The following is a 16,514-nucleotide window of genomic DNA, read 5'->3' on the forward strand; positions in this document are numbered from 1 at the left end:
CAGGCTGTCTGTAGCGTGACAACCCTGGAGTGTCTGGTTTGATTGTCTTCCGTTACCTGTCCCGAGAAGTGCTGGTTACCTTGAGCGCTGTCAGCGCCGTGCTGCTGGTAATCATCATGAGTGGCCGCTTCATCAAGTACCTGGCCCAGGCTGCGTCCGGTGCGCTGGATCCGGGCGTGCTGTTCCTGATCATGGGCTTTCGCCTGCCGGGCTTTCTGCAGCTGATCCTGCCGCTGGGGCTGTTCCTTGGCATCCTGCTGGCCTACGGGCGGCTGTACCTGGAAAGCGAGATGACCGTGCTCTCGGCCACCGGCATGAGCCAGCAGCGCCTGCTGTGGATGACCTTGGCGCCGGCCGCGCTGGTGTCGCTGCTGGTGGCCTGGCTGAGCTTCAGCCTGGCGCCTCAGGGCGCGACCCAGTTTCAGCTGCTGATCAACAAGCAGGACGCGATGACCGAGTTCGACACCCTGGTGCCGGGCCGCTTCCAGTTGCTGCGCGACGGCAGCCGCGTGACCTACACCGAAACCATGACCGACGACCGGATCAACCTGGGCGGCGTGTTCATCTCCGAGAAAAAGCTCGACGAGAAGAAGGACCACGGCATCACCGTGCTGGTGGGCGAGAAGGGTCGTCAGGAGATCAAGCCTGACGGCAACCGCTACCTGATTCTGGAAAACGGCTACCGCTACGACGGCAACCCGGGCCAGGCCGACTACCGCGTGATCAAGTACGACACCTACGGTGCCCTGCTGCCCAAGCCTGAAATCAGCGATGAAATCACTGACCGCGACGCGATCCCGACCAGCGAACTGCTGACCGGCGAAGACACCGCGCGCAACAAGGCCGAGCTGCAATGGCGGATTTCCCTGCCGATCCTGGTGTTCATCGTCACGCTGATGGCCGTGCCGCTGGCCCGCGTCAACCCGCGTCAGGGCCGCTTCCTCAAGCTGCTGCCGGCCATTCTGCTGTACATGGCCTACCTGACCATTCTGATTGCCGCTCGCGGCGCGCTGGAGAAGGGCAAGATTCCGATGGTTCTGGGCTTGTGGTGGGTGCACGCGATCTTCCTGGCGATCGGCCTGGGCCTGTTGTACTGGGAGCCCCTGCGCCTGAAAGTGGCCAGCCGCCGCGCAGTAGCGGAGGTGGCCCGTGGTTAAACTGGACCGCTACATTGGCAAAAGCGTGTTCATGGCGATTCTCGCCGTGCTGGGCATCATCCTCGGGCTGGCGTCGCTGTTCGCCTTCATCGACGAGATGGCCGACATCAGCGACACCTATACCTTTTGGGACGCCGGCAGCTTCGTGGTCATGACCGCGCCGCGCCGCCTCTACGACATGCTGCCGATGGCCGCACTGATCGGCTGCCTGATCGGCCTGGGCACCCTGGCCAGCAGCAGCGAACTGACCATCATGCGGGCGGCCGGTGTGTCCATCGGCCGTATCGTCTGGGCGGTCATGAAGCCGATGCTGGTGCTGATGGTGGCCGGCCTGCTGATCGGTGAATACGTCGCGCCCGTGACCGAAGCGCAAGCCCAGGCGGCGCGCTCGCTGGCCCAGGGCACCGGCGATGCGCAGAGCGCCAAGCGCGGCCTGTGGCACCGTCAGGGCGAAGAGTTCATCCACATCAACACCGTGCAACCCAACGGCTTGCTGTACGGCGTGACGCGCTATCACTTCGACGATCAGCGTCACATGCTGACGTCCAGCTTCGCCAAGCAGGCCAACTTCAAGAAGGACTACTGGGAGCTCAAGGACGTCACCACGACCGTCTTCCACGACGGCCGGACCGAAGTGGTGACTGCGCCAGAAGAGCGCTGGGAAATCGCCCTCAGCCCGCAACTGCTGAGCACGGTGGTGTTGCCACCGGAGTCGCTGTCGATGACCGGGCTGTACGGCTATGCCAACTACCTGGCCGACCAGGGGCTGAGTAATGGTCGCTACTGGCTGGCGTTCTACACCAAGATCTTCCAGCCGCTGGTGACGGTGGCGCTGGTGTTGATGGCGATCTCGTTCATCTTCGGGCCGCTGCGTTCGGTGACCCTGGGCCAGCGCGTGTTCACCGGCGTGCTGGTGGGCTTCACCTTCCGCATCGCCCAGGATCTGCTGGGGCCGTCGAGTCTGGTGTTCGGCTTTTCGCCACTGTTCGCGGTGCTGGTGCCGGCGGGCATCTGTGCGCTGGCGGGGCTGTGGTTGTTGCGCCGGGCGGGGTGATCACTGGCGTTGGCTTGAAAGGCGATCAGATAACCACCTGATGTTCAGTGGTCGTCTGATCGCTTGCTGGGTTCTGGCTAACGCCAGACCTGTTTCGACTTCGTCGAATCACGATCAAGAGCGCTCTTCCTAACGTCAGATCTGTTTCGACTTCGTCGAGTTACTTGGAAAAGACCCCCAAGTAACCAAGGGGTCCTGCTCCTGGTTTGGCCTCGACTTCGTCGAGGTTCCCTCACTCCGGCGATGTTCCGTGGGCCCGGCGCGAATGGGCCATCCATGGCCCCGCGCCTCGCGCGGCATCCTGCCGCTTGGCCCACTCCACATCGCCTGCGTTCGGCCTGCACCCAAGTCGCGTTTGGTGTCGTCTGGGCTATCGCGCACGAAGATCAAAAGCCAAATCAAAAGCTCAAGGATAATGCCCTCCGTAGCAGCACGGCTTGCCGGCGGGGCGATCTTGAGGGCCACCCGCGAGCAAGCTCGGCTGCTACGGGGACGGCGTTAGCCGGTCGATGGCGTCAGCCAATCGCTTTTGATTTTGATCTTGGTGCGCGATAGCCCAGACACCACCAAACGCGACTTGGGTGCAGGCTGAACGGAGGTCTCGCGGAGTGGGTCGAGCCGCATGGATGCGGCGAGAGGCGTGTGGGCCATGGATGGCCCATTCACGCCGGGCCCACGGAGCGAGGCCGGAGTGAAGGAAGTCCGACGAAGGAGGACCCAAACCAGGAGCAATGGTTTGGTTACTTTGCCGAAACAAAGTAACTCGGCGAAGCCGAAACAGATCTGCCGTTAGGCAGATCCCCAGCGATCGATCAGGCGCCTATGGTACGAGAGCTCTCCACGCCTCAATCCCGCTTACCGCGCTTAGGCACCCGCACCACCTGCGTCTCGGAATACATGTCATGCCAGCTGCGCTTCTGCTTGTCGAACAGGCTCCACAAAAACCCCAGCCCGACACACAGCCATGACGCAATGGCCACCACGAAACGCAGCAGGGCCTGCCACAGGCTGATCCCGGTGCCGTCGGCGTTCTGCACGCGGATGCCCCAGACCTGCATGCCCAGGGTCTGCCCGGCGTGGGTCCAGAACTTGGCGAAAAACGCGAACAGCGCAAAAAGCAAAATCGTGGACAGCAATGGATCCCCATCCAGCGCGCCCGACTCGGACATCTGCCGCAGCCTGGCTTCGCCGACGATGCCCATCCAGATCAGCTTGTAGATGAAGGTCGTGACCATTAGCAGCGCGACGCACAGCAGCGCGTCGTAGAAGATCGCCGCCAGGCGTCTGCCCAGGCCGGCCGGTGGGAAGTCGCCCTGAGGGCGCAACTGGTGTTTTGGCATGAGGCACACTCGTCGACACGGGATGTGTGCAGTGTAGGAAATCGCAGGCATAAAAAAGCCCCTGATGGGTCACATCAGGGGCTCTTTTTGCTTTCAGCGATCAGGCTTCAGCGATCACTTCGTCAGCTTGCATGCCTTTCTGGCCTTGCACAGCAACGAAAGTCACTTTCTGGCCTTCTTTCAGGCTCTTGAAACCGTTGCCCTGAATAGCGCGGAAGTGGACGAACAGATCCGGACCGCTCTCTGGAGTGATAAAACCAAAACCTTTCTCGTCGTTAAACCACTTAACGGTACCGCTCTGACGTTGAGACATTTTCTTATTCCTTGGAGCATAAATTAATGACAGCCCCTTTCACACGAAAGAGTACTGGGCTGGTTGCAGGAAGAAGAAACGTAGAGCGGGATGTAGCATTGCTTTTGGCGCTACTGCCCAGGTCACGATCCCAGCGACCTATGCAAACACAGTTGGGAGACTCTACGCTAACTCCCGCAGAAAAAACAAGCCCCGGATAAGCCCGGTTTCAGGGGCTTTCGGCCACTTTTTGAAAACTTTAACCACACAGGCCCAATCGATAGTTTTTGCTGTTTAGAGGCGTTGGAAAGTGCAGTTTTCTGACAGTTTGATTGCTGTTTGCGCAGGCTTCACAGTGCGGCATCGCAACAGTGACATGCACTGTTGCGGTGCCGTATTTTTTGACGTCAGTGCTTAGCCGCGGAAGTAACGTGGCGAAACGAAAGGCATTTTGCTGACCTTCAGCGCGACCTTCTTGCCGCGCACGATGGCCCACAGCGGGGTGTCGATCGCCGTCAGGGCAGCGTCCACGTAGCCCATCGCCACTGGCGCACCGAGGGTCGGGCCGAAGCCACCACTGCACACGCTGCCCACGGTTTTGTCATCGCCGTCGACGATTTCTGCACCTTCACGCACCGGGGTGCGTTCCTGCGGCAGCAGGCCGACGCGCTTGCGCTCTGCACCATGTTGGTGCTGTGCGAAAACCTGTTCGGCACCCGGGAAGCCGCCAGCGCGAGCACCCTCTGCGCGGCGCGCCTTGGAAATGGCCCACAACAGGCTGGCCTGGATCGGCGTGGTTTCGGTGTTCATGTCGTGGCCGTACAGGCACAGACCGGCCTCCAGACGCAGCGAATCCCGTGCACCCAGGCCGATGGCTTCGACTTCCGGCTCGGCCAGCAGACGGCGGGCGAAGGATTCGGCCTGGTCGGCCGGTACGGAAATCTCATAACCGTCTTCACCGGTGTAACCCGAGCGGCTGACGTAGCAGTCGATACCGTCGATCGGCATCGCGGCGTATTGCATGAAGGTCATCTTCGCCACTTCCGGCGCCAGGCGGGCCAGCACGGTCACGGCCTGTGGGCCTTGCAGGGCGAGGAGTGCGCGCTCCTCGAACAGCGGCTGGATTTCGCACTGATTGCCGATGTGCTGCTTGAGGTGCGCCAGGTCCTGCTCCTTGCAGGCGGCGTTGACCACCAGCATCAGGCGATCGCCGCCCAGGTTGGCGACCATCAGGTCATCGAGAATGCCGCCGGTTTCATTGGTGAACATGGCGTAGCGCTGCATGCCCACGGGCAGGTCGATGATGTCCACAGGCACCAGGGTTTCCAGGGCCTTGGCCGCATTCGGGCCGCTCAGCAGGATCTGGCCCATGTGCGACACGTCGAACAGGCCGGCCTGCTCACGGGTGTGCAGGTGCTCCTTCATCACCCCGGCCGGGTACTGCACAGGCATGTCGTAGCCTGCGAACTCGACCATGCGCGCACCCAGTTCGCGGTGCAGGGCGTTGAGAGGGGTTTTCAAAAGTGCTTGGGACATCGATGACTCCTTCAATGCATGTCCGTGTCCGGGCGCGCCGCACACGAGGAAAAAGGGCGCTGGTATCAGCACTCGATAATGTTCACGGCCAGCCCGCCACGGGCTGTTTCCTTGTATTTGCTTTTCATGTCGGCGCCGGTCTGGCGCATGGTGCGGATGACTTTGTCGAGCGAGACGAAGTGCTGCCCGTCGCCGCGCAGGGCCATGCGCACCGCGTTGATGGCCTTGACCGAGCCCATGGCGTTGCGCTCGATGCAGGGTACTTGCACCAGCCCGCCAATCGGGTCGCAGGTCAGGCCCAGGTTGTGTTCCATGCCGATTTCCGCAGCGTTCTCGACTTGCTGCACATTGCCGCCCATGACTTCGCACAGCGCGCCCGCAGCCATGGAGCAGGCCACGCCGACTTCGCCCTGGCAGCCGACTTCGGCGCCGGAAATCGACGCGTTTTCTTTATATAAGATGCCGATGGCCGCCGCCGTCAGCAGAAAGCGCACCACGCCGTCTTCGTTGGCGCCGCTGATGAAGCGCATGTAGTAATGCAGCACTGCCGGGACGATGCCCGCCGCGCCGTTGGTGGGCGCGGTGACCACACGCCCGCCATTGGCGTTTTCTTCGTTCACCGCCAGGGCGTACAGATTGACCCAGTCCAGCACCGACAGCGCATCGCGCAGGGAGGCTTCCGGGTTCTTGCACAGTTGCCGATACAACGCAGCAGCGCGTCGTTTGACCTTCAGGCCACCGGCCAGAATGCCTTCGTTGCGACACCCGGCTTCGACGCAGTCCTGCATCACCTGCCAGATCTTCAGCAGCCCTGCGCGGGTTTCCGCTTCAGGCCGCCACGCCGCTTCATTGGCCAGCATCACCTGGCTGATCGACAGCCCGGTATTGGCGCAATGAGCCATCAGTTCTTTGCCGGTCTTGAACGGGTAGGCCAGCACGGTGCTGTCTTCGACGATGCGATCGGCCCCGGCGGCGTCCTCATCCACCACGAACCCGCCGCCGACCGAGTAGTACTCGCGGCTGCGGATTTGCAGGCCGGCGCTGTCGAAGGCGCGGAAGATCATGCCGTTGGGGTGATAGGGCAGCGGCTTGCGAATCATCGCCAGGTGCTGTTTTTCAATGAATTCGATGCTGTGTTCGCCCAGCAGGTTGATGCGCTCGCTTTTGCGAATGCGCTGCAGGCGTTCGTCCACATGTTCGGTGTCGACGGTGTCCGGATGCTCGCCTTCCAGGCCCAGCAGCACGGCCTTGTCGCTGCCGTGGCCTTTGCCGGTGGCGCCGAGCGATCCGTACAACTCGACCTTCACGCAGGCGGTGCTGGCCAGCAGATCGTCCCGGCGCAAGCCTTCGACGAAGCGTGCCGCCGCGCGCATCGGGCCCACGGTATGAGAGCTGGAGGGGCCAATGCCGATCTTGAACAGGTCAAACACGCTCAGGGACATGATTGGGCTCCGGTGTCGTTCTTATTCTGGGGACTTGGCGCGGTCCCTGTGGGAGCCGGCTTGCTGACGAACGCGCTGGGTCAGACACATCAAGGGTGAATGACACACCGCTTTCGCCAGCAAGCCGGCTCCCACGAAACCGGGTCGCGACGGCTGCAGGTTTGCGACTGCTTAAGCGTAGTCTTCGATAGATGGGCAGGCGCACACCAGGTTCCGGTCGCCGAACACGTTGTCGACGCGGCCGACCGGTGGCCAGTACTTGCCTTCGATCAACGAGGCGACCGGGTAGACGGCCTGTTCACGGCTGTACGGGTGGCTCCACTCGCCAACCAGCTCGGCTGCAGTGTGCGGGGCGTTCTTCAGCGGGTTGTCGTCCTTGTCCAGCGCGCCGCTTTCCACTGCACGGATTTCTTCGCGGATCTTGATCATGGCGTCGCAGAAGCGGTCCAGTTCTTCCTTGGATTCGCTCTCGGTCGGTTCGATCATCAGCGTGCCCGCCACTGGGAACGACATGGTCGGTGCGTGGAAGCCGAAGTCGATCAGGCGCTTGGCCACGTCGTCGACGCTGATGCCGCTGCTGTCCTTGAGCGGGCGCAGATCCAGGATGCACTCGTGGGCCACCAGGCCGCTGCTGCCGGTGTAGAGCACCGGGTAGTGCTCTTCCAGGCGGCGGGAGATGTAGTTGGCGTTGAGGATCGCCAGTTGCGAAGCGCGCTTGAGGCCTTCGCCGCCCATCATGCGGATGTACATCCAGGTGATCGGCAGAATGCTCGCGCTGCCGAACGGCGCCGCGCAGACCGCGCCTTCCTTGCGCTCCATCTTGCCGTGGCCCGGCAGGAACGGCGCCAGGTGGGATTTGACGCCGATAGGGCCGACGCCCGGGCCGCCACCACCATGGGGAATGCAGAAGGTCTTGTGCAGGTTCAGGTGGGACACGTCGCCGCCGAACTTGCCCGGTGCGCACAGGCCGACCATGGCGTTCATGTTGGCTCCGTCGATGTAAACCTGGCCGCCGTTGTCGTGGACGATGCCGCAGATTTCGCGGATGCCTTCCTCGAACACGCCGTGGGTCGACGGGTAGGTGATCATCAGGGCCGCGAGGTGTTCGCGGTGCTCGATGGCCTTGGCGCGCAGGTCTTCGATATCGACGTTGCCGCGGGCGTCACAGGCGGTCACCACCACGCGCATGCCGGCCATCTGGGCGGTGGCAGGGTTGGTGCCGTGGGCCGAGGACGGGATCAGGCAGATGTCGCGACGGTCGTCGCCACGGCTCTGGTGGTAGGCGCGAATGGCCAGCAGGCCAGCGTACTCGCCCTGAGAGCCGGCGTTCGGCTGCAGGGAAATCGAGTCGTAACCGGTGGCGGCGCAGAGCATCGCCTCCAGCTCGTCGGTCAGTTGCTGGTAACCGGCGCTCTGCTCGGCCGGGGCGAACGGGTGCAGGTTGCCGAATTCGGCCCAGGTCACCGGGATCATTTCGCTGGCGGCATTGAGCTTCATGGTGCACGAGCCCAGCGGGATCATGGTGCGATCCAGTGCCAGGTCCTTGTCGGCCAAGCGGCGCAGGTAGCGCATCAGCTCGGTTTCGGAGTGGTAGCGGTTGAATACCGGGTGGCTCAGTACAGGCGACTGACGCTTGAGTTCGGCAGGCAGACGCGCCTGAACGCTTGCGGCCAGCGCGGCGAAATCAGGCAGGGCCTGGCCGTCGGCGGCGAACAGCTTCCACAGTACTTCTACGTCGGCTTGCTGGGTGGTTTCGTCCAGCGACAGGCCCAGACGCTGAGCGTCGACTTCGCGCAGGTTGATCTGCTGGGCGCGTGCCTTGGCGTGCAGTTCGGCGGTTTTCGCGCCGGTGTTCAGGGTGATGCTGTCGAAGAAGAACGCTTGCTCAGGCTTAAGGCCCAGTTGACTCAGGCCCTCGGCGAAGATCGCGGTCAGTTGGTGCACGCGATTGGCGATGCGGGTCAGGCCGCGCGGGCCGTGGTAAACGGCGTACATGCTGGCGATGTTGGCGAGCAGCACCTGTGCGGTGCAGATGTTGCTGGTGGCCTTCTCGCGGCGGATGTGCTGTTCGCGGGTCTGCATGGCCAGACGCAGGGCTGTCTTGCCGAAACGGTCGATGGACACGCCTACCAGACGGCCCGGCATGTCGCGCTTGTAGGCGTCCTTGGTGGAGAAGTAGGCCGCGTGCGGACCACCGAAGCCCAGCGGCACACCAAAGCGCTGGGCGCTGCCGATGGCCACGTCGGCGCCGAATTCGCCGGGCGGGGTCAGCAGGGTCAGGGCCAGCAGGTCGGCTGCGACAGCGACCAGCGCGTTGGCGGCGTGGAAGCGCTCGACCAGTTCGCGGTAGTCGAACACGTCACCGTTGCTGGCCGGGTACTGCAGCACAGCGCCGAAGAATTCGCTGACATCGCCCAGCTGGCTTTCGTCCGCCACCACCACTTCGATGCCCAGTGGCTCGGCGCGGGTGCGCAGCACGTCCAGGGTTTGCGGGTGGCAGTGGATCGAGGCGAAGAATTTGTGGCTGCCTTTGTTCTTGCTCAGGCGTTTGCAGAAGGTCATGGCTTCGGCAGCGGCGGTGGCTTCGTCCAGCAGTGACGCGTTGGCGATCGGCAGGCCGGTCAGGTCGCTGATCAGGGTCTGGAAGTTCAGCAGCGACTCCAGGCGGCCCTGGGAAATTTCTGGCTGGTATGGGGTGTAGGCGGTGTACCAGGCCGGGTTTTCCAGCAGGTTGCGCAGGATCGGCGCCGGGGTGTGGGTGTTGTAGTAGCCCTGGCCGATGTAGGTCTTGAACAGCTGGTTCTTGCCGGCGATGGCCTTGATATCGGCCAGCGCATCGGCTTCGCTTTGACCTGCGGACAGACCCAGTACGCTGGTGCCCTTGATGGATTCGGGGATGACGCTGGCGCTCAGCGCCTCCAGCGAGTCGAAGCCCAGGGTGGCGAGCATGGCTTTCTCGTCGTCGGCGCGCGGGCCGATGTGACGGGCGATGAACTCGTTGGCGGTGCTCAGTTCGATGCGATCAGTCATTTCGCGCTCCTCAGGCTTCGGCGTTGGCTTTGATCAGGCGGTCGTAGGCGTCCTGATCCAGCAGTTGGCCGACAGCGGCAGCGTCGGACGGGATGAAACGGAAGAACCAGCCTTCGCCCAGCGGGTCTTCGTTGACCAGTTCGGGATTGGCATCCAGCGCAGGATTGACCTCGACCACTTCGCCGGTCAGCGGCATATACACGCCGCTGGCGGCCTTGACCGATTCAACGGTGGCGGCTTCGGCGCCTTTGTCGTAGGACGAAAGCTCTGGTAGTTGCACGAACACCACGTCACCCAGTGCGTTCTGCGCGAACGCGGTAATGCCGACCGTGACGCTGCCGTCTGCTTCGGCACGCAGCCACTCGTGATCTTCGGTAAAACGCAACTCGCTCATGGAAACTCCCCAGACTGGAACGGTGCTCGTCGATGGCGCGAGCATGATGGGAGGAGTGTTAGCAAATATGCGGCCAACCTTGCGCGAGGCCTTTAAATCAAGGGTTTTGGCGGGTTTCAGTGGTTTCGGCGAGACAGGGGCTGTAGCGAAATCGCTACAGATATTCGGTCTTTGAAAAATGGTTGTCGGATCAAAGCCTTATTGGCTGGGCGGGGCGTCTGATTGGAATGAATTCGTTACTGTGTAATGAATTCGTTCCATTCCTTTGATTCTGGGCGAAGTGGGTAGGAGCTTAGCTTGCTAGCAATCTAAGCCCCTACAGGGCGGGGATCAGTCGATCATGAACAGCGCATCATTGCTGAACTGCGCCTCGAAGCGCTGCGCCGGCATCGGGCGGCCGAACAGGTAGCCCTGCACTTCGTCGCAACCATGCTCGCGCAGGAAGTCCAGCTGCTCGTGGGTTTCCACGCCTTCGGCGATCACCGCCAGATTCAGGCTGTGGGCCATGGCGATGATGGCGCGGGCGATCTGCGCGTCCTGCTCGCCCGATGGCAGGCCGTCGACGAAGGTGCGGTCGATTTTCAGCACGTCGATGGGGAATTGCTTGAGGTAGTTCAGCGACGAATAACCGGTGCCGAAGTCGTCGACCGCGATGCTCAGGCCCAGACGCTTGAGGCTGTCGAGGATCTGCATCGCTTCGCTGACTTCGCGCATCAGGATACTTTCGGTGAGTTCCAGCTCCAGGCACGCCGGCGGCAGGCCGGTTTCCTGAAGGATATTGGCGATGCGCATGCCCAGTTGGCCATCGGAGAACTGCCGCGCAGAAATGTTCACCGAGACCTTCGGCACACGAACCTTGGCCTTGTGCCATTCGCGCAACTGGCGGCAGGCTTCCTTGAGCACCCACTCGCCGACTTCCACCACCAGACCCAGTTCTTCGAGCACCGGGATGAAATCCCCCGGCGGCACCAGGCCACGGCGCGGGTGGCGCCAGCGCAGCAGGGCTTCGGTGCCGGTCAGGCGCTTGCCGTCGCCGCTGAACTGTGGCTGGTAGTAGAGGGTGAATTCTTCCTGTTCCAGAGCGTGGCGCAGGTCGCTCTCCAGCTCCAGCCGCTCCAGGGCGCTGGCGTTCATGTCCGCCTGATAGAACTGGAAGTTGTTCTTGCCGCGCTCCTTGGCGTGGTACATGGCCGTGTCGGCGTTCTTCATCAACTGGCTCAGCTCGTGGCCGTCCTGCGGGCTCAGCGCGATGCCGATACTGGCGGTGACGAAAAACTCCCGGCCTTCGAGCACGAACGGCTTCACCAGGCTGGCGAGGATCTGCTCGGCGACGTGGATGGCGCGGGTCAGCGCCGCCTGTTGTGTTGCACCGGGTTGCAGCAGCAGGGTGAATTCGTCACCGCCCATGCGCGCTACGGTGTCGTCCTCGGCCACGCATTCGAGCAGGCGCGAGGCCATCTCCTTGAGCATGCGATCGCCGGCGGCATGGCCCAGGGAGTCGTTGATCGGCTTGAAACGGTCCAGATCGAGGAACATCAGCACCACCCAGGCGTGCTGACGTTCGGCGTGCTGCAGGGCGGTGTGCAGGCGATCCTGGAACAGCGTGCGGTTGGGCAGGTGGGTCAGGGCGTCGTAGTAGGCCAGGCGATGAATGCGCTGCTCGCTGGCCTTGCGCTCGCTGATGTCGCTGAAGAAGCACACATAGCTGGCCAGATCGCCCTCGTCGTCGAGCACCGCCGTGATGCCGACCCACGCCGGATAATGCTCACCGTCGCGCCGCTTGAGCCACAGCTCGCCTTCCCAGCTGCCGCGCTGGTTCAGCTGTTTGAGGATATAACCCATGTGGGCTTCCTGCTGATCTTCGACGGTCAGCATCATCGGCAGTTGGTCCAGCACCTGGGACACGGCATAGCCGCTGACCCGGCTGAACGCATCGTTGGCCTGGACGATGTAACCGGCGGGGTCGGTGATCAGGATCGCCGAGGTCGAGTGCTCGAAGACCGTCGCGGCCATGCGCAGGTCTTTTTCTGCACGACGCTGCTGACTGATATCACGGCCTACGCCGAGAATTCCTTCGAAGTTGCCGGCTTCGTCCCACACCAGCACCAGACGCAGTTCCACCGGAATCTTGCGGCCATCGGCGCGCAGGCAGTCGAACAGGAACAGCTGCGTGGTGATTTCCCGGCGCAGGGCGGCCAGCGCCTCGGGTTTGTTCAGGGCCTTGCCGATCACGTGCAGCAGCGAATTGAGGCTGGTCAGCTGCTGAGGGTTGGCAATGATCGAGTTCCAGCCGTTTTCCAGAATCCACTCGGCGCTGTAACCCAGCACGGTATTGACCGACGGGCTGACATAGTTGGGCGCCAGTTTGGCGTCGGTGGAGAAAATCACGTCGCTGATGCTTTCGGCCAGCATCCGGTAGCGCTGCTCGCTGTCGCGCAGGGACTGGCTGGCTTCGATCTGCTCGGTGATGTCCTTGGCCACGCCGATGATGCGCGTGACCTGGCCGTTGCTGTCCGGGGCCAGCGCCTGTTCGCGAATGTCGAAACGCCGCCAGCGTCCGCGCCGGTCACGGAAGCGTAACTGGCATTCGGTCAGGGCGCTCAGGCCGTCTTCGCTGCGCGCCAGGCGCAGTTTTTCGTAGGGCTCGGCGTCGTCCGGGTGCAGGAGAATTTCCCAGAAGTATTCGCCCATCTGCTGCAGCTCTTCGCGGCTGTAGCCCAGCGTATGGCCCAGGTGATGGTTGCTGTAGATCATGCGTCGGGTCACGACGTCCTGAACGTACAGATGGTCAGGCACCGTACGCACCACGTCCGACCAGAAACTCTCGCGTTCCAGCAGCTCGATCTCGGTCTGCTTGCGATTGGTGATGTCGTTGATGTTGAGGATCACCGAGTTGAAATCTTCCGGCTGCTCCGGCAGACGCACCACCAGCCACAGGTGCTGATCCTGGCCCTGGGCGTCGGGCAGGAGGATTTCCAGCTCCAGCTGCGGCTGGCCGTCGAGCACCGCGCCGATCAGCTGCACGCCAATGCCCTGCCGGGAGCGCGGGCAGCCTTCGATCAGCTGCTGCCAGACCTTCTGTGCCGAATCGGCGCGCAAGAGGCTGGAGGCCACTTGGTTGACTTCGGTGATGCGCAACTGATGCAACAGGCCCTTGAGCTGGTCCGGATGGTTGACCAGGCGCTTGTGCAGTTCGTCGCTGCTGCTGAGCTGCAGATGCTTGAGGTAATCGGGCAGGCTCGACAGGTCGAGCACGCACAGGGCAACGCCGGTGCCTTCGAAGATGTCCTTGTAGCGCCGGCGGCTCTCGTGCAGTTGCAACTGGCGACGGCGCAGGCTGCGCAGTGCCAGCAGCGGCACGATGGAGCAGAGCAGGGCGATCAGGCACTTGCCCAGCAGCGGCGCGATGAGCACCTGACGGGCGCGGTCCGGATCGAACAGGCCACGCAGTTGCCAGTCGCTGTTGGCCAGCGGCTCCAGCAGTACGGTCTGCAGATTGCTGCCTGACGCATCGGCATCGCTGGCTTCTCCCTGATAGATCAGGCGCTGGGACGAGGCGTTTTCCAGTTGCCAGTGTGGGCGGTAGTCCTGGGCGCTCTGGCGTGTCAGGGATTTCAGCGCTTGTGGATCAAGGCGCAACGCCCAGTAACGCTCGTTATCGTTGCCCGGCTGGCGGACCAGCAGATAAATGAGCGAACCGTCCGGCGAGTCGGCGTAGTAGTAGGGATGACCCTGGATGCGCGTGTGCAGCTGAGTCAAAAAGCTGACGTCTTTGCTGTCCCGAGCACTGTCCATCACCACGTTTGTCGAAGTGTCCAGCCAGGCGACACTGAGCAGGCCCGGCATGGATTTGCGTAGTCGTTCGAGCATCGCGGCATTCTGCACATCGCTTTGCGGCTTGCCGTTAGCGTCGTCGAGCAGGTTAAGGGCGACCTGGGCGTTGAGCGCCATGTTCAGGCTCAGCCGGTCTGTCAGCTGGATGCTGTAATCGACGCTGCGCTGGTGCTGGCGCTCCTGAGTCTGCTGGAACTGCTCGACCAGTTGCCATAACAAAAGCACGAGCATCAGCAGCACCAGCACGGCCAGCGCGCCTTTTAGCGAGCCCCGGAAAGGCGCGGACGCCGCGCCTTTGGAGGGGCGCAACACAGAAGTGGGTGCTGGTGTAGACAAACTGTGATCCTGACTGCTGGACTGAATCAGCGTGTGCGAAATGCACTATAAGCTCGACGCCCAAAGGGCGGCTAGCATGCCCTGACTTGTGGCTAAGTGCCAGCCCCATTGGGCTGCACGGTTTGCCCTGTCGACTGCATTCGGGTAGCTTTGCGCCACGCGCCGGTGCCCGATTTGCGCAAGCTTTCGTCATGTTTGAAAAGCGCTTGCAAACAATGCTCCAGCTTTTGCCTGACGTTCGACGTTATCGTCGGTCTTGTTCATACCTTGATCAATTCAAGGCGCGGAACTGCCCAACGGCAAGTTGCGTGGATAAATAAAAAGCTATTTTTGCGACAGGGCACTAAGCTCGCGCCCCTAAACATAGTCATCACTCCAGGTTTTCATTCCATGGCTCAATACGTCTTCACCATGCATCGGCTGAGCAAGGTTGTTCCGCCGAAGCGGGAAATCCTGAAAAACATCTCCCTGTCGTTCTTCCCCGGCGCCAAGATCGGCGTCCTCGGCCTCAACGGTTCGGGTAAGTCCACGCTGCTGAAAATCATGGCCGGCGTCGACACCGAGTTCGACGGCGAAGCGCGCCCGATGCCGGAGCTGAACGTCGGTTACCTGCCGCAGGAACCGCAACTGGACCCGACCAAGACCGTTCGCGAAGTGGTCGAGGAAGCGGTCAGCGTGATCAAGGACGCCCAGGCGCGTCTGGACGAGGTCTACGCGGCCTACGCAGAGCCCGATGCCGATTTCGACAAACTGGCCGCCGAACAGGCCAAGCTCGAAGCAATCCTGCAGGCCAGCGATGGCCACAACCTTGAGCGCCAGCTGGAAGTCGCCGCCGATGCGCTGCGCCTGCCGGCCTGGGACGCCAAGGTCGAGCACCTGTCCGGTGGTGAGAAGCGCCGTGTGGCCCTGTGCCGCCTGCTGCTGTCGGCCCCTGACATGCTGCTGCTCGACGAGCCGACCAACCACCTGGACGCCGACTCCGTCGCCTGGCTCGAACACTTCCTGCACGACTTCCCGGGCACCGTCGTGGCGATTACCCACGACCGTTACTTCCTGGACAATGTCGCTGGCTGGATTCTGGAACTGGACCGCGGCGCGGGCATTCCTTACGAGGGCAACTATTCGGGCTGGCTGGAAGCCAAATCCGATCGTCTGGCCCAGGAATCCAAGCAGCAGTCGGCTCACGAAAAGGCCATGAAAGAGGAACTGGAGTGGGTGCGCAAAGGCGCCAAGGCCCGTCAGTCCAAATCCAAGGCCCGTCTGCAACGCTTCGAGGAAATGCAGTCGCAGGAATTCCAGAAGCGCAGCGAGACCAACGAGATCTACATCCCGGCCGGTCCGCGCCTGGGCGACAAGGTCATCGAATTCAAGAACGTCACCAAGGGGTACGGCGATCGCGTGCTGATCGACAACCTGTCGTTCGCCATGCCTAAAGGCGCCATTGTCGGCGTGATCGGCGGTAACGGTGCCGGTAAGTCGACGCTGTTCCGCATGCTCATGGGCAAGGAACAGCCGGATTCGGGCAGCATCGAGATCGGCGAAACCGTGCAACTGGCGTGTGTCGACCAGAGCCGTGAGGACCTGGACGGCAGCAAGACCGTGTTCGCGCAGATTTCCGATGGCTCGGACCTGATCAAGATCGGCAACTACGAAATCCCGTCGCGCACCTACGTCGGCCGTTTCAACTTCAAGGGCGGCGACCAGCAGAAGTTCGTCAAGGACCTCTCCGGTGGTGAGCGCGGTCGTCTGCACCTGGCGTTGACCCTCAAAGAGGGCGGCAACGTCCTGCTGCTCGACGAACCGTCCAACGACCTGGACGTCGAAACCCTGCGTTCCCTGGAGGAAGCCCTGCTGGACTTCCCGGGCGCCGCCATCGTGATTTCCCACGATCGCTGGTTCCTGGACCGCGTGGCGACTCACATCCTGGCTTACGAAGATGATTCGCAGGCGGTGTTCTTCGAAGGCAACTACACCGAGTATGAAGCCGACCGCAAGAAACGCCTGGGCGACGCCGCGGCGCAACCGCACCGCGTACGCCACAAGAAGCTGGCCTGATTACAGGTTGGCGGCATGAAAAAACGGAGCCTTCGGGCTCCGTT

General features: G+C 62.3%; 10 protein-coding genes. 3 read left to right on the forward strand and 7 right to left on the reverse strand.

What is annotated here, in order from left to right:
- Positions 1 to 38: 38 nt before the first annotated feature.
- Together lptF and lptG are read left to right on the forward strand one after the other, a co-directional pair.
- Positions 39 to 1,157 (forward strand): LPS export ABC transporter permease LptF, encoded by a 1,119-nt coding sequence (gene lptF / locus AC1MEK_RS20395; protein ID WP_480398070.1) that lies wholly within the window; start codon positions 39 to 41, stop codon positions 1,155 to 1,157.
- Positions 1,150 to 2,211, forward strand: a complete 1,062-nt coding sequence (lptG, locus tag AC1MEK_RS20400) for an LPS export ABC transporter permease LptG (protein WP_480398071.1) — start codon at positions 1,150 to 1,152, stop codon at positions 2,209 to 2,211. Before lptF ends, lptG begins: the two co-directional genes overlap by 8 nt.
- Positions 2,212 to 3,056: 845 nt before the next feature.
- Here lptG and AC1MEK_RS20405 read toward each other — a convergent pair.
- From AC1MEK_RS20405 to AC1MEK_RS20435, 7 genes are all read right to left on the reverse strand, one after another.
- Positions 3,057 to 3,551: an RDD family protein gene (locus AC1MEK_RS20405; RefSeq protein ID WP_480398072.1), complete on the reverse strand. Its 495-nt coding sequence runs from the start codon at positions 3,549 to 3,551 to the stop codon at positions 3,057 to 3,059.
- A gap of 100 nt (positions 3,552 to 3,651) precedes the next feature.
- Positions 3,652 to 3,864, reverse strand: coding sequence for a cold-shock protein (locus AC1MEK_RS20410; RefSeq protein ID WP_011335634.1), 213 nt, complete (start codon positions 3,862 to 3,864; stop codon positions 3,652 to 3,654).
- 393 nt (positions 3,865 to 4,257) lie between these two features.
- Entirely contained in the window at positions 4,258 to 5,379 is a 1,122-nt protein-coding gene (gcvT, locus tag AC1MEK_RS20415) for a glycine cleavage system aminomethyltransferase GcvT (RefSeq protein WP_480398073.1), read from the reverse strand.
- 65 nt (positions 5,380 to 5,444) lie between these two features.
- Entirely contained in the window at positions 5,445 to 6,821 is a 1,377-nt protein-coding gene (locus AC1MEK_RS20420) for an L-serine ammonia-lyase (RefSeq protein ID WP_480398074.1), read from the reverse strand.
- A 171-nt stretch (positions 6,822 to 6,992) separates the two neighbouring features.
- Entirely contained in the window at positions 6,993 to 9,851 is a 2,859-nt protein-coding gene (gene gcvP / locus AC1MEK_RS20425; RefSeq protein ID WP_480398075.1) for an aminomethyl-transferring glycine dehydrogenase, read from the reverse strand.
- A gap of 10 nt (positions 9,852 to 9,861) precedes the next feature.
- Positions 9,862 to 10,245 (reverse strand): glycine cleavage system protein GcvH, encoded by a 384-nt coding sequence (gcvH, locus tag AC1MEK_RS20430; protein WP_480398076.1) that lies wholly within the window; start codon positions 10,243 to 10,245, stop codon positions 9,862 to 9,864.
- A 330-nt stretch (positions 10,246 to 10,575) separates the two neighbouring features.
- Entirely contained in the window at positions 10,576 to 14,415 is a 3,840-nt protein-coding gene (locus AC1MEK_RS20435) for a sensor domain-containing protein (protein WP_480398077.1), read from the reverse strand.
- A 390-nt stretch (positions 14,416 to 14,805) separates the two neighbouring features.
- On the opposite strand from AC1MEK_RS20435, the gene ettA reads away from it, so the two are divergent.
- On the forward strand, positions 14,806 to 16,470 hold the full coding sequence (gene ettA / locus AC1MEK_RS20440) for an energy-dependent translational throttle protein EttA (protein WP_480398078.1): 1,665 nt from the start codon (positions 14,806 to 14,808) through the stop codon (positions 16,468 to 16,470).
- Positions 16,471 to 16,514: the final 44 nt, after the last annotated feature.

The sequence above is a fragment of the Pseudomonas sp. 2 genome, assembly GCF_056627435.1.

What these genes read in the sequence shown, in the direction of transcription:
- AC1MEK_RS20405 (WP_480398072.1), bottom strand. Translation starts at nt 3,551, where the DNA reads ATGCCAAAACACCAGTTGCGCCCTCAGGGCGACTTCCCACCGGCCGGC.
- AC1MEK_RS20410 (WP_011335634.1), bottom strand. Translation starts at nt 3,864, where the DNA reads ATGTCTCAACGTCAGAGCGGTACCGTTAAGTGGTTTAACGACGAGAAA.
- gcvT (WP_480398073.1), bottom strand. Translation starts at nt 5,379, where the DNA reads ATGTCCCAAGCACTTTTGAAAACCCCTCTCAACGCCCTGCACCGCGAA.
- AC1MEK_RS20420 (WP_480398074.1), bottom strand. Translation starts at nt 6,821, where the DNA reads ATGTCCCTGAGCGTGTTTGACCTGTTCAAGATCGGCATTGGCCCCTCC.
- gcvP (WP_480398075.1), bottom strand. Translation starts at nt 9,851, where the DNA reads ATGACTGATCGCATCGAACTGAGCACCGCCAACGAGTTCATCGCCCGT.
- gcvH (WP_480398076.1), bottom strand. Translation starts at nt 10,245, where the DNA reads ATGAGCGAGTTGCGTTTTACCGAAGATCACGAGTGGCTGCGTGCCGAA.
- ettA (WP_480398078.1), top strand. Translation starts at nt 14,806, where the DNA reads ATGGCTCAATACGTCTTCACCATGCATCGGCTGAGCAAGGTTGTTCCG.